The following is a 24,564-nucleotide window of genomic DNA, read 5'->3' as shown; positions in this document are numbered from 1 at the left end:
CCTACTTTCTGCGCGGGTGGGGGCGGTCCGCCCCGACGCCGCCGCCCCGACGCCGCCGCGCTAGTCCGTGTACCCGAAGAGCTTTTTGCCGTACCAGTCGCCGATCTTCGACAGTCCCGGTGGGATGGCGAACAGTGAGCTCGAGATGGGTGCGATGTACTCGTTGAGCCCGTCCTGGGCGAGGTTGTTCTGGATGCGGACGAACTGCTCGTGCGCGTTCTTCTGGTACGCGATGAAGAACAGTCCGGCGGCGAGAGTTCCTGTGCGCGTGTCGATTCCGTCAGTGTAGTTGTATCCCCGACGCAGGATCTGCGCGCCACCGTTGTTATCGGGGTGTGCGAGTCGCACGTGCGAGAACCGGTCGACCGCGTACTTGCCGGTGTCGAGTCGTTTGTGGAAGTCGATCGTGGTGAACTCACTGCCGCCCGACAGGGGAGCGCCGACGTCCTTGGTGCGCCCGAAGATCAACTCCTGGTTGCCGATGTCGTCGGAGTCCCACGCCTCGATGTGCATGCGGATCTTGCGCGACACCAGATACGAGCCGCCCTTCATCCACGGCTGATCCGTCTCGTCGCCGACCCAGACCCATTCTTTGGCGACGCTCGGGTCCTCGGCCTTGATGTTGGCCGTTCCGTCCTTGAAACCCAACAGATTTCGTGGTGTCACCTGCGACGTCGACGTGGCAGACGCGCGGCCGAAACCCTCCTGGAGCCAGCGCAGCGTGACAACGCTGCGGCCGATGCGGGCAAGGTTGCGGACGGCGTGAAAGGCGACCTGTGGGTCTTCGGAGCAGGCTTGCACGCAGATGTCGCCGCCGCTGATCGACGGATCGATCGTCGTGTCGACTGCCAACTGTCCCAACGGTTTCAGCGCGGCGGGCATCTTGTCGCGCAGGCCGAATCGGTCGTCGAACAGGCTCGGGCCGAAGCCGACGGTGATCGTGAGTTTGTTCGGCCCGAGGTCGAATGCCTCCCCGGTATCCGCGGGAGGCGAGCCCGGACGAGTCTCCACCGGTCCGACGGGCTTGCCCTGCGTGAGCAGGCTGGAAGCGGCGGCCCACCGTGCGAGCATCACCTCGAGTTGCTGCGTTGTCACCGAGTCGGCAACGTCGAATGCGGCGAACACGAGCGAATTCTGTTGGGGTGTAATGATTCCGGCTTGGTGCTCGCCGTAGAATTCGACGGCCTCCGACGCGGTGTCGGTCGGTTTCGGTGCGGCGGCATAGCCGATGGCGCCGCCCGCAGCGCCGCCGACGACAACTCCGGCGAGCCCGGCGGCACCAAGAAATCCCCTACGTCCCAAGCGCGGTCCACGTCCACTGCTGGACGTCTCGGCGGTCTGGTCGGATGGGCTGGCGTCATCCGGTTGCTGCGTCGAATTGTTGTCGTCGGCGGACATCACATCAGCTCGCTGCGGCGATCTTTCCGCCGGCCTGCGCCAGCGGATCCTTGACGGCGACGATGGCCGCTGCCATCTCGCGCTTCTGCTCGGCGGTCACCTGGGTGAAGTTCTTGAAGCCGCCGGGCTCGTTGGGGTCGCGGAAGGTGTCGATGAGTGAGTCGACCCTCGCGAACGCGTCGGTGATGGTCTGCGTGAGCTGCGGATCGATCTCCTTCAGCGCAGGCTTGACCATGGCGAAGGCCTGCTCGGAGCCCTCGATGTTCGCCTGCATGTCGAGGATGTCGATGTGCGAGTACGCCTCTTCCTCACCGGTGAGCTTGGTCGTCGAGACCTCGTCGAGCAGATCGCCTGCGCCGTTGACGATTTCAGCGGGAGCGAAGGTGAATTCCGGCTTGTTGACGACGCTCTGGAGTAGTTCGACGTTCTTCTGCAGTTCCGCTGCGACAGGGCCCATGTTCGCGAGGTTCTTGTCCTGGTAGATCGCCTTCTCCAGGACGTGGAAGCCCTCCCACTTGTCGCCGGGGCTGACTGCGTCCGGACGGGCGTCGATCGCGAAATCGAGGCTGACAGAAGCGTTGTCGGAGCAGTCCGTCGAACCGTCGGTGCAGAATGCGCCGGCGATGGGCTCGATGCGCTCGTAGTACGGGCGGGCCTTGGGATACGCCTCCCGTGCGGCCTCGAGGTTGTTGGCCTTCACGGCGTCGGTCAGCGTCCTGGTGTTCTCGACGAGGCTGTTGACCTGAGTGATCACGTAGGCCTTGTAGTCGGCGGACGCGGTCTTCAGCTTGTCCGCGACGGTTCCGGTTGCCTCCGTTGCCTTGCCGGTGACCGTGAACTGAGTCTTTTCGTTGGTGGCGCCGGGGCAGTACAGCTCGTATGTGCCGCCATCGAGCTTGTGGGAGAACGACACCGACGCCATACCGGGAGCAATGTTCTCCCGCTCGGCGAGAATGCGGTTGTCCTTGATCAGCTCGACCTCGCTGACCGCCGCCGCATTCGTGTTGGTGATCTCGAAGGTGATCGGCCCCGCGTCGACCTTGTCCGGGGTGGCCTTGCAGCCCTGATCGGTGATCTCGACCTTGACGGTCTTCACATCCGACGACGAGTTCGACGAGTCGGAGCTGTCCGAACAGCCCGCGATCCCGACGACGGCGACGGCTGCCGCGCCGACGGCCACCAGTGGTCGCACCCTCATGTGGTTTTCTCCTTTGTGTGAGCGGGGCCTGTCAGGGTCCCTGTCTGCAAATCCTCATGTTCAGGTGGCGGCGTCGGACGCCTGCGTCGTACCAGCAGCACTCCGGCCAGAATCGCGGCGACGACCGCGCCGCCCGCAAGCCACAGGGGCACGACGACGGACCGGGTGTGATGTGCCGACCGTTGGTCGATGGCGTGTTGCAGCGCACCGAGTTCGGCGGCATCAGCGGTGTGCTCGGCGTCGAAGGTCGCGACCTTCCCGAGCACCACGGCCGCTCCAGAATCGGGTGTGGCCGTCGCGGTTACGACGTAGTGGACATCCGCGGCGACCGGCGAGTGGAACGTCGGGTCGACGCTGGTCGTCACCGTTGCGGTGACCGTGTAGATCACCGGTGCGTCGGCTCCGAACGTCTGCGTGTTCAGGCCGACCGGCAGGCGTCCGTTGTTGCCCGCGGCGACCTGTGCGGGCGTGACGCGCGCGGGAGCGTCGGGAACCAGCGAGGCGATATCGAGGTTCGGCGAGGCAAGCTGCTGATAGGTCGGGTAGCTCGTCGAGCCGATCTGCGCGTCGTCGGTGGGAGTGAGCTTGGGCAGCGGCGTCGACACAGATCCTGAGGTGAGTGTGCCCGATGCCTGCGTGGCGTCGGCGGACTCGACGTGTACTGCGACGGGGTCGGGGACCCGAATGGTCTTGCCCGTCAGCACACCGGACGTCGACGGCGTGCCGGAGACGCTGGCGCGCATCGTGTCCGACGGCGCGTCAGGTTCTGCCGGTGCCGTGGAGAAGACGACGACGGCCGCGATCGCGAGCACTCCGGCGAGAGCGCCGCACGCCAGCCCTGCGGCGCGTCGGGGGAATGCCTTGCCCGCGGGCCAGAGCACGATGGTGCCGACGATGAGCAGATACACCGCCCAGCCGACGACCTCGATGAGCACAGGCTTCGGCTGAATCCCGAGAACGCCGGTCAGCAGCGAGGATTGGATGGAGCCGGGTTGGACCAGCCAGGTCAGGTCGACGACCTGTTGCTGGCCGACATTGAGCCAGCCCGCCTCGTGCGCGGTGCGGAAGGCGGTCATCACGAGTCCTGCGGCGACCAGGGCGAGCAGCAGGCCGGTGACCTTGAAGAAGCGGGCGAGGTTGATGTGGACGCCACCGCGATAGATGCCGTAGCCCAGGAGCACGGCTATGCCGATTCCGAGGATCGCGCCCAATGCCGACGGCACGGCGTTGTTGCTGGCGTTGAAAGCCGCGACGAGGAAAACCGACGTTTCGAGTCCCTCGCGGAGCACCGCGAGGAATGCCATCATCACGAACGCGATCGCCGAACCCTCGTTGACCGCGTCGGTGGCCGCGGCCTCCAGGTCGCCCTTGAGATCGCGTGCGTGCTGACGCATCCACACAATCATGTACGTGACCATCGCGACGGCGATGACGCCGATGACGGTTTCGAGGCCTTCTTGCTGGCGCTGCGGCAGGTCGCGCGACAGCACCTCGAGTCCAATGGCAACAGCGACGCAGATGGCGACGGCGACGCCGACCCCGACCCACATCCAGCGCAGAGCGTCGGTGCGGCCCTGGCGTCGGAGGAAGGCCGCGATGATGCCCACGATGAGCGCCGCCTCGAGCCCCTCGCGGAGGCCGATGATGAGGGTCGCGAACACGTATCTCTCCGGTTTGTCCGATTTGCTGTGTTGTGGCTGGTCAGCACAGCCTTACTTACGGTAAGCGAGCTAAGGCTACGCTGCGCGATGCGAGATCACCAAGGGACCAATGGCACGATGGTGAATCGATGACCACCCTTCGACGGGCACTCGCCTCGATATCCGCTCTCAGCTGCGTCGCAATTCTGACGTCGGCGTGCCTTGACCTGCCCTCCCTGAAGCGTCCCGACATTCCCGACGGCATCCCGCCCGGCCTCGGGACGCCGGTACCTTTCGTCGACATCAACGCACCCGGACGCACTGCCGAGCAGCTACGCGACTGGGCCAAGCCGATCTCCGACGCCACGGGTATCCCGTTCGTCGCGCTGGAGTCCTACGGCAACGCCGCCGAAATCCAAAGGCAGCAACACCCCGAGTGCGGGATCGGGTGGACAACGCTCGCAGGCATCGGGGGCGTCGAGAGCAAACACGGTCGGTACCGAGGCTCCGAGATCGCGCCGAACGGCGATGTCCGCCCACCGATCCGGGGCGTGCCGCTCGACGGGACGCGCGGAAACATGGAGATCCCCGACACCGACGGCGGGAAGCTCGACGGCGACGCCACCCACGACCGCGCGATGGGGCCGTTCCAGTTCATCCCCGAGACATGGCGACGCTACGGCGTCGACGCCAACGGTGACGGCAAGGCCGATCCGGACAACATCGACGACGCCGCGCTGTCAGCGGCCCGCTACCTCTGCGTGTCAGCGGGCGGCGACATGACCACACCGCAGGGTTGGGAGAAGGCGGTCAAGGTCTACAACAATTCGATGGCGTACGTCATCGACGTGCGCGATCACGCCAACGCGTACTCGATCAACGTCCGCTACTGAACGCCGCACCGACCTCGAGACCCCCGCCTTGCGCGCTTGATGCGTGACTGTTGACTTCACCGACTAGGCTTTGATCCCGTACCCGTCGGCTGCGCGAGGCGCCGACATGTTCACCGATAGGGGCAACACCGTGGCAATCATCGAACAGGTTGGTGCACGCGAAATTCTGGACTCGCGAGGCAACCCGACTGTCGAGGTCGAGGTCGTCCTCGACGACGGCACGTTCACCCGTGCCGCTGTGCCATCCGGCGCGTCGACGGGTGAGCACGAGGCCGTCGAACTGCGTGACGGCGGCAAGCGTTACGGCGGAAAGGGCGTCACCAAGGCTGTCGAGGGCGTGTTGAGCGAACTCGCACCCGCGGTCATCGGTATCGAGGCCGAAGAGCAGCGGCTCGTCGACCAGGCCCTCATCGACGCCGACGGCACTCCCGACAAGAGCAGGCTCGGCGCCAACGCCATTCTCGGCGTGTCGCTTGCGGTGGCCAAGGGTGCCGCAGAGTCGGCAGGACTGCCGCTGTTCCGCTACATCGGCGGCCCCAACGCCCACATCCTCCCGGTCCCGATGATGAACATCATCAACGGCGGCGAGCACGCCGACAACGGCATCGACTTCCAGGAGTTCATGATCGCTCCGATCGGCGCGCCGACCTTCAAGGAGGCGCTGCGCTGGGGTGCTGAGGTCTACCACTCGCTCAAGTCGGTGCTGCACAAGCGCGGCCTGAACACGGCGCTCGGCGACGAGGGTGGCTTCGCCCCCGACCTACCCGACACCGCGTCTGCCATCGCTGTCATCGGTGAAGCCGTCGAGGCTGCTGGCTACAAGTTCGGCCGCGACATCGCGATCGCTCTCGACGCCGCGGCGACCGAGTTCTACAGCGACGGCGTGTACAACCTCGAGGGTAAGAAGCTCTCCAGCGACGAGATGATCAGCTACTACGAGAAGCTCGTCGACGAGTTCCCGATCGTGTCGATCGAGGACGGCCTGTCCGAGGACGACTGGGACGGCTGGGTCAAGCTGACCGACGCGCTCGGCGACAAGGTACAGCTCGTCGGCGACGACCTGTTCGTCACCAACCCCGAGCGTCTTGAAGAGGGCATCTCCAAGGGTGCGGCAAATGCGTTGCTGGTCAAGGTCAATCAGATCGGAACGCTCACCGAGACCCTCGACGCCGTCACGCTCGCCCACAACAACGGCTACAAGACGATGATGAGCCACCGTTCGGGCGAGACCGAGGACACCACGATCGCCGACCTCGCCGTCGCATGCGGCTGCGGTCAGATCAAGTCCGGCGCACCCGCGCGTAGCGAGCGTGTCGCCAAGTACAACCAGTTGCTCCGTATCGAGGAGGGCCTCGGCGACGCGGCACGCTACGCGGGAGACCTCGCCTTCCCCCGATATACGTACGGTTCGTGATTAGCTAGAGCCCATGGCACAGGGCTCAGGACGTCGACGCACGCGTGCGTCGACGAGCGACCCCCGCTCCCGGGAGCGTGCCCGCAAGACGCCCCGGCGTGAGCGATCGACGTCTCGCCGTTCGCCGGTCTCGGTCATCGAGACCGGCGAACAGGAGATCTACGACGACGCGGTCATCGATTTCGAGGCCGAGGTCGCCGACGAACACTCTGACGATCTCCCCGACATCGAGAGCGACGCGGGCGACGGATTCTCCGACGTTCGGCGTGAACGCGAGCAGCTGCGGGCACAGCGTCGACGACGGGCGGGTTTCACCGAACGGATTGCGCAGCGACTCCACCACATCGACGCGAAGCGTGCCGTGGTGTTGTCGTTGGTGGTCGGGATCGTCGCGCTCACGTTGGCGATGCCGCTGCGCACCTACTTTTCGCAGCACTCCGAGTTCTCCCAACTCGAGGAGTCCAACGCGCAGTTGCGCGACCAGGTCGCCGACTACCAGCAAAAGGTCAACGAGCAGAACGACCCCGCCTACATCGAGGCCAAGGCACGAGAACGACTCAAGCTGGTCAAGCCGGGCGAGACGCCGTTCGTCATGCTCTATCCCGACGAGGCTGCCCGAAGCGCTGAGCGTCAGCGCGAAGCGGCACACGAAGCCAACCCCTGGTACGGCAATTTGTGGCAGTCCGTATCGACCCCGCCCGGAGCCGACGCCCCGGGGTCGCACTGAGTTCGCCACACCGAACTGGTAGCAAAGAAGCGTGAGTACATCCGACGGCAACCACTCTGCCGGCCAGCAGGTGAGCGACGACGACCTCGCCACCATCGCCACACAACTCGGTCGTGAGCCCCGCGGCGTGATCGAGGTCAGTTATCGCACTCCAGACGGTGTGCCCGCCGTCGTCAAGACCGCCCCGCGGCTGCCCGACGGCACGCCATTTCCGACGCTCTACTACCTCACCGATCCCCGCTTGACCGCGGAGGCGAGTCGACTCGAGTCGGCAGGTGTGATGAAGGAGATGACCGCACGCCTGGCCGTCGACGACGATCTCGCCGCCGCCTACCGTCGCGCACACGAGTCGTTCCTCGCCGAACGCGACGCCATCGAATCGCTCGGCACCGACTTCTCCGGCGGCGGCATGCCGGATCGGGTCAAGTGCCTGCATGTCCTGATCGCCCACTCGCTCGCCAAGGGGCCCGGTGTCAATCCCCTCGGCGACGAGGCCGTGGCGCTCGCCGCCGCAAATGGCATGCGCGGCACGGCGATTCCGGCCGACTGGCCCGAAATCCCCGCAACCACAGACGACGCGGAGTCCGACCAGTGACCGTGGTCGCCGCCGTCGACTGCGGCACCAACTCCATCCGACTTCTCGTCGCCCAAGAGGCCGCGCCACCTCTCGGTGGCCTGCGCGATCTGCACCGCGAGATGCGGGTTGTGCGCCTCGGGCAGGGGGTCGACGCCACGAAACAGTTCGCCGACGAGGCGATCGAGAGAACTCGCGTAGCGCTCTCCGACTACGTCGACGTGATGCGCTCGCTCGGCGTCGAACGCGTTCGTATGGTCGCCACTTCGGCAACCCGCGACGCGCGCAACCGCGACGTCTTCTTCGCGATGACCGCGGAGCTGCTCGGTTGCGTCGTCGAGGGTGCGCAGGCGGAGGTGATCACCGGTGACGAGGAGGCGCGGCTGTCGTTCCGCGGTGCCGTCGGCGAACTCGATCCTGCCGAAGGGCCGTTCGTGGTGACCGATCTCGGCGGCGGCTCGACCGAAGTCGTGCTCGGCGGTGCGGAGGGGGTGTCGGCTGCGTACTCTGCCGATGTCGGATGCGTGCGCACCACCGAGCGCGCTCTGCACTCCGACCCGCCCACCGCAGACGAGGTTCGCGACGCCACGCAGTTCATTCACGACAGACTCGCCGTCGCATTCGACGCCGTGCCGGTCGAGGGTGCACACACCTGGGTCGGGGTGGCGGGAACACTCACCACCATCGCGGCCGTGAATGCGGGGATGGACGTCTACGACTCCGACGCAATCCACTTGTCGCGCATCGGAATCAACGACCTCGACCGCGTCTGTCACGACCTCGTCGCGATGACACGCGACGCCCGCGCAGCGCTCGGACCGATGCATCCCGGTCGCGTCGATGTGATCGGCGGTGGGGCGCTGGTGACGCTCGAGCTCGCTCGGGTCCTGTCCGAACGCGCAGGCATCTCCGAACTCGTCGTCAGCGAGCACGACATCCTCGATGGCATTGCCCTGGGCTTGCTGGACTAGGCCCTCACTGGTTGGGCCGCGAAAAGTCCTGTCACAACACGACCTTCATCGACGCCGCGCCATCAGGTGTAGCTCGGCGAAACGATGGGTGCCGTCGGCCTGCGCGATCATCCGCCACGCTTCGTCGAAGCCCGCCTCGAAGAGCAGGCGCGCGAGCGCATCTGGATGCCAGCGCCACGCGGGCGCGACTCGGTGATCGAACGCGATGGTGTCGGCACTCCGCGACGCCTGCGCGCCGATCAGCACCGGTGCTCCGCCGGCCAACCGAGTTGCCCAGGCCGCCAGAACATCGGGCAGTTCTTCTGGGGGCACGTGAATCAGACTGAACCGAGCCAGGATTGCGCCGCATTCGATGTCCGCCGCCGCTCGCGCGAGGAGAGCATCGTCGTCGATGAAATGACATTCGGGATGTGTACGCATCGCGATGCTGCGCATCCCGTTGCTGGGTTCGAGGCCGACCGTCCGTACACCCCATCGGACGAGATCGGCTGTCACATGGCCGATTCCACTCCCGACGTCGAAGACGGTCGCGGACGGATCATGCTCGCGCACCTCGTCGACAAATGCCTCGACGGCGCGTCGTTCGACGGCACACTGGTACGGCGCTGGAAAGGAGTCGGCGTAGAGCTGCGCCAGTGCGTCGTATCCGGGCTGTTCCACCGTGCCAGTGTTACATCGGCGTCGGGGTAACTCAGTGAGTATCGGCCGGCGCCTGCTCCGGGTTGCGCAGCCAGATGTTGTTGCAGGCCTCGCACACGTCTTCGGGGATCACGCCGCGCTGCTGCAGGAACCCGAAGATCACGCAGCCGAGGCAGAATCCGAATACCGATTCCAGCACCGCCGCGACAATCAGCAGGCCGACGACGATCTGTGCTGCCAGCCCGTAGCCGAGCAGGCTCAGAACCAGCGCGGTGGTGGAGAAGGCGAGTCCGATCGCTTGCGCGAAGCGCTTGGGCGGTCCGGGGACGAGCTTGCTCTTGCGCCAGATCTTGGGCGCGATGACCCGGACGGAGAGCTGGCCGAATGGCGACAGCTTGGGGCCTGCCATCACGCGCAGCAGGAATCCGAGAGCCAGCAACGCGTAGACGATGGGGTGATTCACCACGTTGGCAACGATTGCCAGGATGACGACCAGACCCGCCGTCGACCGGGCGGCATACTCGTTGACCGGGTTGGGGAAGGTGAGGATGGCTGGTGCGGACACGGGACTCCAAGGCAGACGAGGCTAGCGAAACACCACAACATTACGGCGCGGCCGATTGCTGCCGCCAACCTTGGCGTCACGATGATCGGAACCCCGCCGACCAGCGGAGATGGCTCCGAATGCACAACAGCGGGGCCTGATCGGATCAGGCCCCGCCGTGAATGTGCGACGAACTATGCGCGGTCGTGCTCCTCGGGCGCATCCCTGCGGTCGGTCTCGATGGCACGGATCGCCGTCTCGGTGGCGTCGGCATCGTCGATCGCGTCGACCAACTCTGCGTCGACGACCTCACGATGGTCGTCGGCCTTGGCCTTTCGAGCCGCATCACGCATCTCGAAGCCGTCGGTGACGATGTCGCCGACCTCGCGCGCAACGTCGGCGACCGCAGTCGTGATGATCGTCGCGATCCGTCCGACGTGCGTTGCGGTGGATTCGACGATCTCCTGGACGATGTCCTTGTTGCGTTCGTAGCGATCGATCATGTGCGTCAGGCTACCCCGGCCGACTTCTCTCGCTCGACGATGACGGTGAGGTCGTTGTCGTCGGAGGTCATGAAGTTGGGCAGGGAGAGCTTCGCGATCTTCGACCATGTCGACGCCAACTGCTGGTGCAGAGGGCCGGTGTTGTACGGCAGGCCGTACTTCTCGCAGATCTCCTGGACGTCCTTGGCGATGGTCGGGTAGCGGCTCGCGGGGATGTCGGGGAAGAGGTGGTGCTCGATCTGGTGCGAGAGGTTACCGCTCATGATGTGGAACAGGCTGCTCCCGGTGATGTTGGCTGAGCCGAGCATCTGTCGCAGATACCACTGCCCGCGCGTCTCGTCCTTGCATTCGTCGGCGCTGAACGTCTGTGCCCCGGTGGGGAAGTGGCCGCAGAAGATGATCGAGTACGTCCAGATGTTGCGCACCAGGTTCGCGCTGGCATTGCCGAGCAGCGTCGGGAGGAAGAACGGACCCGACAGCGCGGGGAAGACGATGTAGTCCTTGAGGACCTGCTTGCTCGCCTTACGCCACATGCCCTTGACCAGGCCCTTGATGTCGGTCCACTTGCGCTTGCCCGCCACGATGTTCTCGGCCTCGAGGTCGTGGAGCATCACACCCCACTCGAACAGCAGCATCAGCGCTGTCGCGTATCCGAGATTGCCGAGATAGTAGGGGTTCCACTTCTGGTCGCGGGCCATCCGGAGGATGCCGTAGCCGATGTCACGGTCCTCACCGATGATGTTGGTGAAGGTATGGTGCATGTAGTTGTGGCTGTGCTTCCACTGGTCGGCGGGACACACTGTGTCCCACTCGAATTCGCGCGAGTTGTAGGTGTCCTCGCGCATCCAGTCGTACTGGCCGTGCATGACGTTGTGCCCGATCTCCATGTTGTCGAGGATCTTGGACACACTCAGTGCGCCGACACCGGCGACCCAGGCAGGGGGGAACCAACCGAAGAACAGCAGCCCGCGGCCAGCGATCTCGAAACCACGCTGCGCGCGGATGATCGAGTACAGGTATTCGCGGTCCTTCGTGCCGAGGTCGGCGACGACGCGCGCGCGCACCTCGTCGAGGTCGCGACCGAGCGCTTCGACCTGCTCGTAGCTCAGATGAAGGGTGTTGGGGTCCGACGATCCGCGCAGCGCAGGCGGAACGTTGGTGTGCTCGGACGGGGTGATGGTGGTGACAGTCATTGTTAAACCTCGATTTCCACGTCGCCGACAGGTGCGTTGATACAGAGCTGAATCTGCTTGTCGGCTTCGCTGTCGATGTCGCCGGTCAGCACGTTGCGGGTGCAGCCGGATTTCTTTACTGCGGTGCAGGAGAAGCAGATTCCCATTCGGCAGCCCGACTTGGGAGATAGTCCTGCGGATTCCGCCTGATCGAGAATGGTGCGGCCGTCGTTGGCTGCGACCTTGCCGGACGTCGTGAATGCGACGTCGCCGGAGATCGGTTCGTCGGGATCGATGATCGCCGCCGGAGTCGGGCGGAAGGATTCACTGTGTACTCGCGCCGTGGGGTGGGCGTCGGTGAGGTGGTCGATGACAGCATCCATCAGCGCGGACGGCCCGCAGACGAAGACGTCCGCGTCGTCGAGAGCGATGCCATCGAGATGTGCAGGTGCGAAGTGTCCTGCATTGGAATCTCCGTGGGACCCGCGGGTGTACCGCAGGCGCACATCGACGTTCGAGTGCGCGGCTGCGAGCGCATTGAGTTCTGTGGCGTACGCGACGCCGTCGGACGTCCGTGCGTAATGGACGAACGTGACGGGACCACCGTGCGCTGAGGCTACAAGTGTTCTCAGCATCGACAGCGTCGGCGTTACGCCGCTGCCTCCGCTGACGAACACCACGGGACCCGTCGGACTCTGCGGTAGGACGAAATCGCCGTCGGCTTGTTCGAGGCCGTAGACGTCGCCGACTTTCGCATTGTCGCGGAGGTACGTCGAGACGAACCCGTCGTCGTGAGCGGTGATGGTCAACTCGATGACGTCGGAGTGCCCCTGCGCGTTGGCAGGCGAGAAGCAACGGACGTGTCTGACGCCGTCGATAACCACCTTGAGCTGGATGAACTGTCCTGCGCGGTGGCCGCGCCACTGCCTGGTGGGGGCCAAGGTGATGCGGACGGTTCGTGAGGTCGGACGTGTGACGTCGACAACCTTTGCGCGCAGATCGCGCCAGGTGATCATGGGGTCGAGCAGTTCGAGGTACCGGTCGACCGGATGCGGCGAGAGGCCTGCTTCGACGACCGATCCGATCACCTCGGGAAGACGGATACTCATGCAGTGCTCCGTTCGGAAGCGATGATTCGTGAGGCTGTCACAACCGTTCAGTGAACGACTGTGCTCTGAATAGTGTTGCACGTCTTCTCTCAGTTGTGCACCCCTCTATGGATCTGAAGGCCAGCTCTCTTTCGGGCTGGGTGATGATTCACATCACTTCAATTTGTCTTAAGTGATTGACATCACTAACTTCGTCTCTGAATATGAACTCAGATTCAGTTCAATCTGCTGAAGCCGAATGAGGAGTGATCGATGACATCAGAAGTAGTTGCCCAGGGCGACGAGGTCGCGCAGGGAAGAAGGCGAGCGCATCGGAAGTTGCTCGCCGCGGGGCTCGTCGGTAGCTCGATCGAGTGGTACGACTTCTTCCTCTACGGAACTGCTGCGGCACTGGTGTTCCCGCACATCTTCTTTCCCGACTCATCGCCGTTGATGGGGACGTTGCTGTCGTTCAGCACCTTCTGGGCCGGCTTCGTCGCGCGACCGATCGGCGGGATCATTGCGGGCCACTACGGTGACAAGTTCGGCCGAAAGCCAGTCGTGGTGGTCTGCCTGTTCGTGATGGGGTTGGCGACGTTCCTGATCGGGTGTCTGCCGACCGCCGGAACGATCGGAGTCGCGGCACCGATCCTGTTGGTCGCATTGCGATTCCTACAGGGCTTGGCTTGTGGCGGCCAATGGGGCGGAATCGTGCTGTTGCTGACGGAGTCGGCAAGTCCCAAGCGGCGTGGCTTCGCGGGCACCTTCGGTCAGATGGGTGTGGCGTGCGGTGTTCTGCTGGGCAACATGATCTTTTTGGGATCGAGTTCCGCGGTGTCGAATTCGGCGTTCCTGGAATGGGGTTGGCGTATTCCGTTCCTGCTCAGCGTCGTGCTGTTCCCGGTGGTCTACTTCATCCAGACGCGCGTCGAGGACAGTGACGAGTTCAAGGAGCTGGAACAGGAAGTCTCTGCAGGTAGGCAGGAGGTCACACAGGCGCCGCTGGTGGAGGCCGTCAAGAAGCACTGGCGGACGATCCTGCTGGGCTGTGGTCTGCTCGCTGCGACCAACTCCATCTTCTATATCTCGATTGCGGGCGTATTGAGTTATGCGACAGCCGAACTCGGCATGGATCGAGACGAATTGCTGATCGGGTCCATGCTCAGTTGCCTTGTCTCGCTTCCGGTCACGATCTGGGCGGGCTCGTTGTCGGACAGAGTCGGACGCCGACCGCTCATCATGATCGGCGGCGTGGGGATTCTGCTGTGGGCGTTCCCGTACTTCATGCTCGTCAATACGGCGTCGTTGCCGATGTTCATGATCGCGGTCACGGTGGCTGCCGTGTTCCAGTCGATGACCTACGGGCCGATCGCCGCGTACATGGGTGAACTGTTCGAGCCGCACGTCCGCTACTCGGGCGCCTCGCTGGCCTACCAGCTCGCTGCCATCCTGATCAGCGGATCGACGCCGTTCATCATGACCTGGCTGATCTCCGCTACCGGAACCACGACGCTGGTCGCAGCCTTCGTCGCGGTGATGGGATTGATCACTTTTGCGTCGGCATGGCGTTTGCGGGAGACGAATCCCGCATCGGTTCGGGAGGACCCGAACGCAGTTCCTGGTGTCGCGGTCACGAAGTGACCAACGCCGGCTGACCAATGGGAGAACTGCCCACCTCTGTGAGGTGGGCAGCTCTCCCATTTGCAACGTGTTGTGTGTTACAAATTGAATATGAGGTCAAGTTCAACTATGCGATCAAGTTCCACTACGCGATCAGCTGTGCTCATCGATTTCGGGGGAGTGGTGACCACCAGCGTGCTCGACGCCTTCCGGGCCTTCGGCGCGGAGATCGGCGACCGTGAGCTGCCGCTGCGTCTACTCGGACACGACGGGCAATCCCGCACGCTGCTCGCAGATCATGAGGCAGGACGGATCGACGCCGAAACCTTCGACAAGGGTTTCGCCGCCCGACTCGGGGCACACGGCGTAAGCGTGCCGTCCGATGGACTCTCCGCGAGGATGCAGCATCGACTCGAGCGTGACGACGAGACGATTGCCATGCTGGGTCGGCTGCGCGCCGCGTCGGTTCCAGTTGCCCTGGTGTCCAACGCGTTCGGACGAGACACCTATGCGGGCTTCGAGCTCAGCGAGCTCGCGGATGTTGTCGTCATCTCCGCTGAGGTGGGTATACGCAAGCCATCGCGTCGGATCTTCGAGATCGCGTGCGAACGGCTCGGTGTGGCGCCGCAGGATTCGGTGATGATCGACGACCTCCAACAGAACCTCGACGGTGCAGCGAAGCTCGGGATCGCGGGCATCCTCCATACCGACGGCGCCGACACGGCGAGGCAACTGACCGAAACGTTCGGACTACCCGCAACCGCGTGAGATCCGTACCGCAGATGTCCACCCGCGTGGACGAATGATCGAGAACCGAGGAGAAGCACTGTGAACGCCTCATCGACGACTACCTCGCCGTCAAGCACCACCTCCCCGTCTACATGCGCCGCCAACGCGCTCGAGACCGCGTTGGCGGAGGTCAGCCGCATCCAGCAGGAGAACTGGCCCGTGGACGTACCGCGGACCGTCGAATCCTCGGTCGAGGCGCAGGGCATCGTCGGTTACCTGCGGCACTGGGCACGTGAGACCCCAGCTGCAGTGGCGATCGCCTTCTATGGCCGCGAGATCACCTATGCCGAATACGACGCACTTTCCGACAGTGTGGCGGGCTGGCTCCGCGCACAGGGGATTGGCGTCGGCGACAGCGTCGGCCTGTACCTGGGCAACTGTCCGCAGTTCCACATCGCGATGATGGCGATACTGAAACTCGGTGCCGTTCATGTGCCCGTGAATCCGATGCTCCGCGAGCACGAACTCGCTCACGAACTCGCCGACGCCGAGGTGAGCGTGGTGATCACCCAGCCAACGCTCGCCGCCCTCGTCGAGACGGTTCGTGATCGCACGCAGGTGCGCGTCATCGCGACAACAGATCTCTCCGACATGCTGCTCGCGGACAGCCCCGCCGCACCGTTCGAGCGGACCGGGGAGTCAACGGACTGGGCTCGGATCGTCGGGACGCCCGCGCCTACCGACTTTCCACCGGTCGACCCGGATCGTCTTGCCGCGCTGAACTATACGGGCGGGACGACCGGAATGCCCAAGGGATGCCGGCACACTCAGGGGCACATGCTCTACACCGCGGTCACGGCGACTGCGGCGCATGGCCGTCGGGTCGGGGCTGTACATGGTGCGTCGCTGGTCTTCATGCCGGTGTTCTGGATCGCCGGGGAGGACACCGGAATCCTGGTCCCACTGGTGAACGGCGACACCGTCGTCTTGCTGACGCGATGGGATGCGGGCGTCGTACTCGACGGCATCGAGAACTATCGCGTGGATTCGATGATCGGCACCGTCGACAACTACATCGAATTGATGGAGCGCGAAGACTTCTCGACGCACGACCTCACCTCGTTGACCAATCCGCTCGCAGTGTCTTTTGTGTCGAAACTCGACCCGACGGTCCGCGCTCGCTGGCGTGAGGCGACGGGGAACACGTTGCGCGAAGGCAGCTACGGGATGACCGAAACGCACACCGCGGACACCATCACACTCGGCTACTCCGCCGGAGACTACGACCTGTTGGGCGACCCGGTGTTCTGCGGGGTACCCGTTCCCGGCACGGACATCCTGATCGTCGACGCCGACGGCAATCCGGTCCCGATTGGCAGCGAGGGCCAGATCATCGTGCGCAGTCCGTCGGTGATGGGCGGCTACCATCGCAATCCCGAGGCGACCGCCGACGCCTTGCGCGACGGTTGGCTCCAGACAGGCGATTTCGGCAAGTTCAGTGAGCGCGGCGCGCTGCACTACCTGGCGCGCAACAAGGAGATGATCAAGACCAACGGCATGAGCGTCTTCCCCTCGGAGGTCGAGTCGCTGCTGATGCTTCATCCGGCCGTCGACAAAGCTGCGGTGGTACCCAAACCGGATCGACGACGAGGTCAGATCGCCTTCGCCTTCGTGCAACTGCGCGACGGCGAAGAGCTCTCGGCCGACGACATCATCGCCTGGGCGCGACAGAACATGGCAGGTTACAAGGTGCCGGAGATCGAGATCATCGAACAACTTCCGATGACCGCAACGGGCAAGGTACGCAAGGGCGACCTCTTCGCGAAGGTAGGAAAAGCATGAGTTCAGCAACCGTACTCGTCGCCAACCGTGGGGAGATCGCTCTCCGTATCATCCGCACCGCCCGCGAGACCGGGCATCGCGTCGTCGCGGTGTATGCCGCGGACGACGCCGAGGCACCACACGTCAGTGCCGCCGACGAGGCCCTCGCGCTCGAGGGCGTCGGACCGCAGGCGTACCTCGACGTCGACGCGATCGTCGACGCCGCGCAGCGCACCGGCGCCACCTTTGTCCATCCCGGATACGGATTCCTCAGCGAGGAGCCACGTTTGGCGCGCGCCTGTGCTGTCGCCGGTCTGCGGTTCGTTGGTCCGTCGGCACAAGCCCTCGAGACGTTCGGCGACAAGGCGTCGGCACGACGAGCAGCGATCGCCGCAGAGGTGCCGGTCCTCGACGCCACCGAGAGCGGGGTCGACGAGGCGCAGGTCGCCCAACTGCTCGCCGCGCACCCGTCGGGCGTGATGATCAAAGCGGTGGCAGGCGGTGGCGGTCGCGGCATGCGCGAGGTCACCTCGGCCGACCAGATCGGCGACGCGATGAAGACGTGTGCCGCCGAGGCACTGGCGGGATTCGGCAACGCGGACCTGTTTGCCGAGGAGCTGTGCGGCTCGGCGCGGCACATCGAGGTGCAGATCATCTCGGCTGAGTCCAGCTCGGGGACAACGACATCTGGAACTACGGCACTGGCGCTCGGTGATCGCGACTGCAGTGTGCAGCGCAGACATCAAAAGCTCATCGAGATCGCACCGGCACAACACGTCTCCGACGAGATGCGTGCCGGGCTGCACGCGTGCGCGGCACGGCTGTGTGCCGCCAACGGATATCGCGGGCTGGCGACGGTCGAGTTCCTCGTCGCGGGAGATCGATTCGTCTTCCTCGAGGTCAATCCGCGAATTCAGGTGGAGCACACCATCACCGAAGAGGTGACCGGTTGCGACCTCGTCGAGATCGGGTTGGCCATCGCCGCAGACCGGCGCTTCGGAGAGTTGGGGCTACCCGCGGGCATCACCTCCGACGGTGAAGCCGTGACCGGAACACCCGTGGATACGGCGGGTGTCGCGATCCAGGCGCGCGTGAACATGGAGACCACAACCCCGGATGGCACGACGGTGCCGCAATCGGGCACGTTGCGGTCGTTCTTAGCGCCAACGGGACCCGGGGTCCGGGTGGACACGTTCGGGCGGCCGGGCCTCACAACGAGCCCGCGCTACGATTCGTTGCTCGCCAAGGTGATCGGCCACACAGCGCGGGGTGATTTCACCATCGCGACGCGCAAGACCGCCGATGCGTTGGGCGAATTCGTCATCGACGGCGTCGCGACCAACGTCGGCCTGCTACGCGCGATACTCGGCGACAAGGCATTCGGCGCAGGCTCGGTCACGACGGGGTACCTCGGCGAGCACATCGACGAACTCGTCGCGCGTGCAACCGAATTCGACACCGCAGGCGCGGCCAAGCCGATCGCCGACGACGCCGAGGCGCCGGTCCTCGACGTCGAACTCGCCGACGGCGAGGACGTGCTGGTGGCCCCGATGTCCGGGGTGGTCGTCGAGGTGGCGGAGGCGGGCGTCGCCGCAGCGCCCGGTACGGCACTCGTCGTGCTGGAAGCGATGAAGATGCAGCACACCGTGTCGGTGCCCACCGCGGCAACACTGATCCGGGCGCTGGTCGAACCGGGTCAGGCCGTCGCAACCGGTCGACCGTTGGCGGTCGTCGGAGCTGCTGGCGGTGATGCAGATGTCGAGACTCGCGCCGAGATCGACCCGGGCCACATCCGGCCCGATCTCGCCGAGATCAACGCGCGGCACGAGGTGACGCTCGACGCCGCGCGTCCCGACGCGGTTGCCAAGCGCCACCGAATCGGTCGACGTACCGCTCGCGAGAACATCACCGACCTCGTCGATGACGACAGCTTTGTCGAATACGGGGCGTTGACACTTGCCGCTCAGCGCACGCGCCGCACCGAAGAAGACCTCGTTGCGAACACTCCCGCCGACGGACTGGTTGGCGGCGTGGCGACGATCGGTGCCGACCGGTTCGGTGCCAAAGCTGCTGAAGCTGTGGTTATCTCGTACGACTACACGGTGCTGGCGGGCACGCAGGGACTGCGTAACCACGCCAAGACCGATCGGCTGATCGAGTTGGCCAAGCGCAAGAATGTTCCGCTGGTGCTTTTCGCCGAGGGCGGTGGAGGCCGGCCGGGTGATACCGATGCCAACGGTGCGGCGGGCCTGGAGCTCAACACGTTCCGAGAAATGGCCTCGTTGCGCGGCCGGGTGCCGACGATCGCTGTTGTCTCGGGTCGGTGTTTCGCGGGCAATGCCGCACTCGCCGGAGCGTGTGACGTCCTCATCGCCACACCCGAAGCCAACATAGGCATGGGCGGTCCGGCGATGGTCGAGGGCGGTGGTCTCGGCGTGTTCCGTCCCGAGGACATCGGGCCGGTCGAGCTTCAGCGTCGCAACGGCGTCGTGCATATCGCGGCGCGCGACGAAGCCGACGCCGTCGATCTGGCACGGCGATACCTCGCGTACTTCCAGGGCGACGTCGTCGACTGGGACGCGCCGGACACCAGGCTCTCCCGACACGTGGTACCCGAGAATCGCCTGCGCGCCTACGACGTTCGCGAGGCGATCGACTCCATTGCGGATCCCGCCTCAACGCTCGAGGTGCGGGCCGACTACGGCATGGGAGTCGTCACCGCGCTGATCCGAGTCGAAGGCGTGGCATACGGAGTGGTCGCGAACTCGAGTGCGCACCTCGGTGGCGCGATCGACGCGGAGGCCGCCGACAAGACTGCCGACTTCCTGGAAATGTGCGAAGCACACAGGCTCCCAGTGGTGACCCTCTGTGACACACCGGGATTCATGGTGGGGCCGGATTCGGAGGAGCATGCAACCGTGCGCCGGTTCTCACGGTTGTTCGTCGCCGGCGCGCGGCTGACTGTGCCGTTGGGAACGATCATCCTGCGCAAGGGCTACGGTCTCGGTGCGATGGCAATGGCGGGCGGCTCGTTCCACGCACCGCAGTTCACCGTCGCGTGGCCGACGGGCGAGATCGGACCGATGGGACTGGAGGGTTCGGTACGACTCGGATTCCGAAAGGAGCTCGAGGCGATCGATGATCCTGCCGAGCGGGACGCGTTGTTCGCCGAGTTGGTGGCGAAAGCGTACGAGCACGGCAAGGCGCTGCACTCCGCCACGACCTTCGAACTCGACGATGTGATCGATCCCGCCGACTCACGGGCGTGGATTCGTCAGCTCGGTCGTCAGCGACACCAGTAAGAGCGGAACAACAGAACAGCGTGAGAAACCCAGAGCGGGGGAGGAAATCTCCTCCCCCGCTCTGGGTTTCGTACGAAAGGGTTACGTCCCTTGGGGCCCGATCGGGCTAACGGATCTGCAACACCAGCTTGCCCGTGTTGGCTCCGGAGAACAGCATGGCGAGAGTGTCGCCGAACGCCGTGATGTCGCCCTTCTCGACCTGCTCGGCCGCGGTGATCTGACCCGACCGAATCCAGGCTTGCAATGCGGCTTGAGCCTCCGGGTAGCGACGCCGGTAGTCGAAGATGATGAATCCGGCCATCGACGCGCGGTTGATCAACAGCGATAGGTAGCGCGACGGCCCGGGCGGGGGCGTCGTGGCGTTGTACCCCGAGATCGCTCCGCAGATCGCCACGCGTGCGTGTGTACGCAACTGTGCCAGAGCCGAATTGAGCACATCGCCACCGACATTGTCGAAGTACACGTCGATGCCCCTGGGAGCGGCCGCACGCAGCGGTCTGCCGATGGAACCCTGCTTGTAGTCGATGGCGGCGTCGAATCCGAGTTCGTCGGTCAGCCATGAGCACTTGCGCTCGCCACCGGCCACCCCGATCACCCTGCAGCCCATCAGTTTTGCGATCTGCCCGGCGACGCTGCCGACGGCACCCGCCGCGCCCGAGATCAGCACGGTGTCGCCCGGCTTCGTCTGTGCGACGTCGAGCAGCCCGAAATACGCTGTCATTCCGGGGAATCCGAGCGCGCCGAGCCAGGTCGGTGCGGGCGCGAGATCGGTATCGACCACCATGATGTCGTGGCCGTCGGACACAGCGTACTCCTGCGCACCGAACGGTCCGGACACCACGGTGTCCACGGGGTACTTGTCATTCTCCGACGCCACGACGGTGCCGACGGCGTGTGCGCGCATGACCTCGCCGATACCCACCGGAGGGATGTACGACGGCACGTCGTCGAGCCAACCGCGCATGGCGGGATCGACCGAGACATAGTCGACGGCGACAACGAACTCGCCCGCCGACGGTTGTGGGATCGGTTCTTCGGTGACGGTGAAAGTGTTCTCGTCGATCTCACCCGTGGGTCGAGCTGCGAGTCTGATCTGGCGGTTGACTGCGCTCATGCGGTGGTCCTCCTCAGTGACGTGCGATCGATGTTGCGTTTGAGGATCTTTCCGGTAGATCCCTTGGGTAGCTCGTCGACGAACAAGACCATGCGGGGAATCTTGTAGGCGGACAACCGCTCTCGACACCACGACTCGATGTCGTCGTGGGTGGCTGTTGCTCCCGACGTCAGTACGACGACCGCCGCGACTTCTTCGCCGTAGTGGCTGTCGGGGACGCCGACGACTGCCGCTTCGACCACATCCGGGTGCTGGTAGAGGATCTCCTCGACCTCGCCGGGATAGACGTTGTAGCCACCACGGATGATCAGATCCTTCACGCGGTCGACGATCCGTAGATCACCGTCGACGTCGATCTCGCCGAGATCGCCTGTGCGGAACCAACCGTTGTGCGACAGTGCCGCGGCGGTCGCCTCGTCATTGCGCCAGTAACCCTTGAACACCATGTCGCCCGCGATGAACACCTCACCGACGACGCCCGGTGCGCACACGGCTCCGTCGGCGTCGCGTACCTCGACGCGCATGCGCGGCACCACGGCGCCGGTGCTACCGATCTTTCCGCCGCGGTCGATGTCGTTGAACGTCGCCATCGCGGTGGTCTCGGTCAACCCGTAGCCCTCGAGCAGGGTGCACCCGAAGCGCTCCTCGAAGGCGCGTGCGATCTCCCCGGGCAGCGACGCTCCGCCGGAGACGGCAACGCGCAGATGTGCAAAACCTTCGCCGTCCGCTTCCGTCGCCTCGTGCAGCATCGCGTTCCACATGGTCGGGACGCCGCACATCACTGTCAGCCGATCGCGTGCGAGCATGTCGATCATTGCGCGCGGGGTGAACCGGCTCAGCAGCGACATCGATGCGCCCGTGGTGAAGGCTGCCATCATCACCGACGCCTGACCGAAGACGTGGAACAGCGGCAGTCCGGTACCCAACCTGTCGTCTGCGGTGCCCCTGCTGACCTCGCCTGCCACTTCTCCGGCCGACAGCAGATTCTTGACCGTCAGCTCGGCGCCTTTGGGCTTTCCTGTGGTGCCAGAGGTGTAGAGCAGGGCGGCGGTCTCGTCGGGTGCGCGGTCGACGGGGGTCTCCAGTGGTGTTGCGGTCGCGTTACCCGGACTCGCCGCAGCGGCGTCGAGTTGCCACGAGGGAACACCGGCCTGCGCTGCGGCATCGACGACCGCTGGGCCGAGCGTGACGTGCCCGATGGCCAGTGACGCCTGTGAGTTGCTGAGGAAGTAGCCGACCTCTGCGGCGGTGGACATCGTGTTGACGGTGATCACGGTGGCGCCGAGCGCCTGAATGCCCATGTAGGCAATCGCGAACTCGGGGACCGAAGGTGCCGCGAGCAGCACACGATCTCCGCGTCGGATGCCCGCATCGCGCAGCGCCCCGGCATAGGCCAACGCCGCGTCGTAGAACTCTCCGTAGGTCAGTGACGTCGAGCCACCGAGAAGAGCGGTCGCATCGGGCCGTGTCGTCGCGTGACGCACGACGGGATCGATGAGATTGACCATGGGAATGCCTTTCAGATCGAGGTGGTGGACACGTCGTTGTGCGTCAAGAAGCGGCGACGACCCGGGCGATCGACTCGGCGACCATCACCGGCTTGTCGGAGCCCTCACGCTCCATGACCTGCGACGTCACCACCTGGATGCCACCGGAGACCTCGTCGGCGGATACGACGGTGACGCGCATACGCACGCGCGAACCCACGGGTACGGGAGCGGGGAAACGGACCTTGTTGTAGCCGTAGTTGAGGCTGTGCGCGAAACCGTCGAACTTGATCAACTGGCTCGACAGGTGGGGTCCGAGGGACAGGGTGAGCAGGCCGTGTGCGATCGTCCCGCCGAGGTCGCTGGCGGCGGCGCGCTCGGTGTCGAGGTGGATCCACTGGTGGTCATCGGTGGCGTCGGCGAAGGCATTCACCCGGTCCTGCTCGACGGAGTACCACGGTGTCGGCCCGAGTTCGGTTCCGACCAGCTCGGTGAGATCGGCGGCCGTGGTCGGGCGGACGGGCTGTGTTGCGGTGGTCAAGGTTCCTCCTGTGCTCAGATCGCCACGGGGCGATGTTGAATCTGAAATCACCTTCAACTATAGATGGTTGTCGAGACTGCGATCACGTTATGGGTCAGTTTGTGAGGGGGCGCTCTGCCTCGCAAACAAATTCTCAACGACGACGTCGACGACGACCCGACGGGACGTCGGCCTGCTCACCACCGAAAGGATCTCTGCGCCATGACATCTCACGAACTCGCCGGACGGACGGCACTGGTGTCCGGGGCCTCGCGCGGTATCGGCCTCGCCGCCGCGGTTGCACTGGCTGACGCCGGCGCCAACGTCGTCGTCACCTCGCGCAAGCAGGAGTCGGCCGACGCGGCGGCGGCTCAGATCGGACCTCGCGCGCTCGGCGTCGCGGCCCACGCTGTCGACGAGGATGCCGCGCAACGCTGCGTCGAACTCACGCTGGAACGTTTCGGCAGCATCGATATTCTGGTCAACAACGCCGGGACCAACCCTGCCGCGGGCCCGCTCATCACCCAGGACCACGCACGATTCGCCAAGACCGTCGACGTGAACCTCTGGGCGCCCCTGCTGTGGACGAAGCTCGCCGTGCAGGCGTGGATGGGTGAGCGCGGGGGATCGGTCATCAACACCGCGTCGATCGGCGGGATGGTTCACGAGGCGAACATCGGCGTGTACAACACCACGAAATCGGCGCTGATCTACCTCACCGAGCAACTGTCGCTCGAGTTGTCTCCGCGCATCCGGGTGAACGGCGTCGCGCCCGGCGTCGTCCGCACCAAGCTCGCCGAGGCGCTGTGGCGAGAGCACGAGCCGCAGGTTGCCGCCGCCACGCCGCTCGGCCGAATCGGCGAGCCCGAGGACATCGCGTCGGCCATCGTCTTTCTCGCCTCCGACGCGTCGTCGTGGATGACGGGCGAGGTGATGGTGATCGACGGCGGCCAACGACTCGGCGACGCCTCGCAGTACCGATAGTCCGCTCGGGGCACGACCACACATCAACGCTCACAACCACATTCACATACAGCACATTCTGAGATCGACCTCAATACCGAACAACGGAGGAAACACCATGAAGCAGAAGGTAGCGATCGTCACCGGAGCAGCGCGCGGAATCGGCGCCGCGATCGCGAAAAGGCTTGCCGACGACGGGCTTGCCGTCGCGGTGCTCGATCTCGACGCCGCGGCATGCGCCGACACC

The 24,564-nt window shown here is 64.9% G+C and carries 22 protein-coding genes; 11 read left to right on the top strand and 11 right to left on the bottom strand.

The genetic code is table 11. The annotated features are described in order from the left end of the window. Positions 1-60: 60 nt before the first annotated feature. The 3 genes from efeB to efeU are packed head-to-tail and all read right to left on the bottom strand — an operon-like array spanning position 61 to position 4,257. On the bottom strand, positions 61-1,398 hold the full coding sequence (efeB, locus tag GOSPT_RS19750) for an iron uptake transporter deferrochelatase/peroxidase subunit (RefSeq protein ID WP_039856773.1): 1,338 nt from the start codon (positions 1,396-1,398) through the stop codon (positions 61-63). Positions 1,399-1,402: 4 nt separating this feature from the next. Further along, complete coding sequence (gene efeO / locus GOSPT_RS19745) at positions 1,403-2,596, bottom strand: iron uptake system protein EfeO (protein WP_005208375.1); 1,194 nt, start codon at positions 2,594-2,596, stop codon at positions 1,403-1,405. Continuing rightward, positions 2,593-4,257: an iron uptake transporter permease EfeU gene (gene efeU, locus GOSPT_RS19740; RefSeq protein WP_005208374.1), complete on the bottom strand. Its 1,665-nt coding sequence runs from the start codon at positions 4,255-4,257 to the stop codon at positions 2,593-2,595. Before efeU ends, efeO begins: the two co-directional genes overlap by 4 nt. A gap of 128 nt (positions 4,258-4,385) precedes the next feature. Between efeU and GOSPT_RS19735 the strand changes: the two genes are divergently transcribed. The 5 genes from GOSPT_RS19735 to GOSPT_RS19715 all read left to right on the top strand — a co-directional run bounded on the left by GOSPT_RS19735 (position 4,386) and on the right by GOSPT_RS19715 (position 8,815). Then, complete coding sequence (locus tag GOSPT_RS19735) at positions 4,386-5,129, top strand: lytic transglycosylase domain-containing protein (RefSeq protein ID WP_005208373.1); 744 nt, start codon at positions 4,386-4,388, stop codon at positions 5,127-5,129. Positions 5,130-5,259: 130 nt separating this feature from the next. Next, complete coding sequence (gene eno / locus GOSPT_RS19730) at positions 5,260-6,543, top strand: phosphopyruvate hydratase (protein ID WP_039856772.1); 1,284 nt, start codon at positions 5,260-5,262, stop codon at positions 6,541-6,543. Positions 6,544-6,556: 13 nt separating this feature from the next. Beyond that, a complete protein-coding gene (locus GOSPT_RS19725) occupies positions 6,557-7,270 on the top strand; it encodes an FtsB family cell division protein (RefSeq protein WP_005208371.1) in 714 nt (237 codons plus the stop codon). 31 nt (positions 7,271-7,301) lie between these two features. Further along, complete coding sequence (locus GOSPT_RS19720; protein WP_005208370.1) at positions 7,302-7,865, top strand: DUF501 domain-containing protein; 564 nt, start codon at positions 7,302-7,304, stop codon at positions 7,863-7,865. Then, positions 7,862-8,815: a Ppx/GppA phosphatase family protein gene (locus GOSPT_RS19715; protein WP_005208369.1), complete on the top strand. Its 954-nt coding sequence runs from the start codon at positions 7,862-7,864 to the stop codon at positions 8,813-8,815. The genes GOSPT_RS19720 and GOSPT_RS19715 overlap by 4 nt, the downstream gene beginning before the upstream one ends. Positions 8,816-8,860: 45 nt before the next feature. Here GOSPT_RS19715 and GOSPT_RS19710 read toward each other — a convergent pair whose 3' ends face one another. From GOSPT_RS19710 to GOSPT_RS19690, 5 genes are all read right to left on the bottom strand, one after another. Next, positions 8,861-9,475: a methyltransferase domain-containing protein gene (locus tag GOSPT_RS19710; RefSeq protein WP_005208368.1), complete on the bottom strand. Its 615-nt coding sequence runs from the start codon at positions 9,473-9,475 to the stop codon at positions 8,861-8,863. A 31-nt stretch (positions 9,476-9,506) separates the two neighbouring features. After that, complete coding sequence (locus GOSPT_RS19705; RefSeq protein ID WP_005208367.1) at positions 9,507-10,019, bottom strand: DUF4395 domain-containing protein; 513 nt, start codon at positions 10,017-10,019, stop codon at positions 9,507-9,509. A 173-nt stretch (positions 10,020-10,192) separates the two neighbouring features. After that, a complete protein-coding gene (locus GOSPT_RS19700; protein WP_005208366.1) occupies positions 10,193-10,501 on the bottom strand; it encodes a hypothetical protein in 309 nt (102 codons plus the stop codon). A gap of 5 nt (positions 10,502-10,506) precedes the next feature. Further along, positions 10,507-11,694, bottom strand: a complete 1,188-nt coding sequence (locus GOSPT_RS19695; RefSeq protein WP_005208365.1) for a fatty acid desaturase family protein — start codon at positions 11,692-11,694, stop codon at positions 10,507-10,509. Between the two features lie 2 nt (positions 11,695-11,696). Further along, entirely contained in the window at positions 11,697-12,782 is a 1,086-nt protein-coding gene (locus GOSPT_RS19690; protein ID WP_005208364.1) for a ferredoxin reductase, read from the bottom strand. Between the two features lie 252 nt (positions 12,783-13,034). On the opposite strand from GOSPT_RS19690, the gene GOSPT_RS19685 reads away from it, so the two are divergent. The 4 genes from GOSPT_RS19685 (at position 13,035) to GOSPT_RS19670 (ending at position 20,233) form a co-directional block, all read left to right on the top strand. After that, positions 13,035-14,402 carry an MFS transporter gene (locus tag GOSPT_RS19685; protein WP_005208363.1) on the top strand — a complete coding sequence of 456 codons (1,368 nt, stop codon included), beginning with the start codon at positions 13,035-13,037 and terminating at the stop codon, positions 14,400-14,402. 108 nt (positions 14,403-14,510) lie between these two features. Next, positions 14,511-15,149 carry an HAD family hydrolase gene (locus tag GOSPT_RS19680; protein ID WP_039856765.1) on the top strand — a complete coding sequence of 213 codons (639 nt, stop codon included), beginning with the start codon at positions 14,511-14,513 and terminating at the stop codon, positions 15,147-15,149. A gap of 60 nt (positions 15,150-15,209) precedes the next feature. Further along, positions 15,210-16,952, top strand: coding sequence for an AMP-binding protein (locus GOSPT_RS19675; RefSeq protein ID WP_005208361.1), 1,743 nt, complete (start codon positions 15,210-15,212; stop codon positions 16,950-16,952). Next, the gene (locus GOSPT_RS19670) at positions 16,949-20,233 is read left to right on the top strand and encodes an acetyl-CoA carboxylase family protein (RefSeq protein WP_005208360.1); all 3,285 of its coding nucleotides are present in this window, start codon (positions 16,949-16,951) and stop codon (positions 20,231-20,233) included. The genes GOSPT_RS19675 and GOSPT_RS19670 overlap by 4 nt, the downstream gene beginning before the upstream one ends. 106 nt (positions 20,234-20,339) lie before the next feature. Here the strand turns inward: GOSPT_RS19670 and GOSPT_RS19665 are convergent, their stop codons facing one another. The 3 genes from GOSPT_RS19665 to GOSPT_RS19655 are packed head-to-tail and all read right to left on the bottom strand — an operon-like array spanning position 20,340 to position 23,375. Next, a complete protein-coding gene (locus GOSPT_RS19665; RefSeq protein WP_005208359.1) occupies positions 20,340-21,347 on the bottom strand; it encodes an NADP-dependent oxidoreductase in 1,008 nt (335 codons plus the stop codon). Next, positions 21,344-22,855 (bottom strand): AMP-binding protein, encoded by a 1,512-nt coding sequence (locus GOSPT_RS19660; RefSeq protein WP_005208358.1) that lies wholly within the window; start codon positions 22,853-22,855, stop codon positions 21,344-21,346. The genes GOSPT_RS19665 and GOSPT_RS19660 overlap by 4 nt, the downstream gene beginning before the upstream one ends. 43 nt (positions 22,856-22,898) lie before the next feature. Beyond that, on the bottom strand, positions 22,899-23,375 hold the full coding sequence (locus GOSPT_RS19655) for a MaoC family dehydratase (protein WP_005208357.1): 477 nt from the start codon (positions 23,373-23,375) through the stop codon (positions 22,899-22,901). Between the two features lie 201 nt (positions 23,376-23,576). On the opposite strand from GOSPT_RS19655, the gene GOSPT_RS19650 reads away from it, so the two are divergent. Beyond that, positions 23,577-24,338, top strand: coding sequence for an SDR family oxidoreductase (locus GOSPT_RS19650; RefSeq protein WP_005208356.1), 762 nt, complete (start codon positions 23,577-23,579; stop codon positions 24,336-24,338). Between the two features lie 97 nt (positions 24,339-24,435). Beyond that, a partial coding sequence (locus GOSPT_RS23340) for an SDR family NAD(P)-dependent oxidoreductase (RefSeq protein ID WP_005208355.1) occupies positions 24,436-24,564 on the top strand: 129 nt, incomplete at its 3' end.

The organism is Gordonia sputi NBRC 100414 (assembly GCF_000248055.1).
Classification (GTDB): domain Bacteria; phylum Actinomycetota; class Actinomycetes; order Mycobacteriales; family Mycobacteriaceae; genus Gordonia; species Gordonia sputi.
The sequence above is the reverse complement of the archived record's forward strand: the minus strand, read 5'-3'. Positions and strand labels throughout refer to the sequence as shown.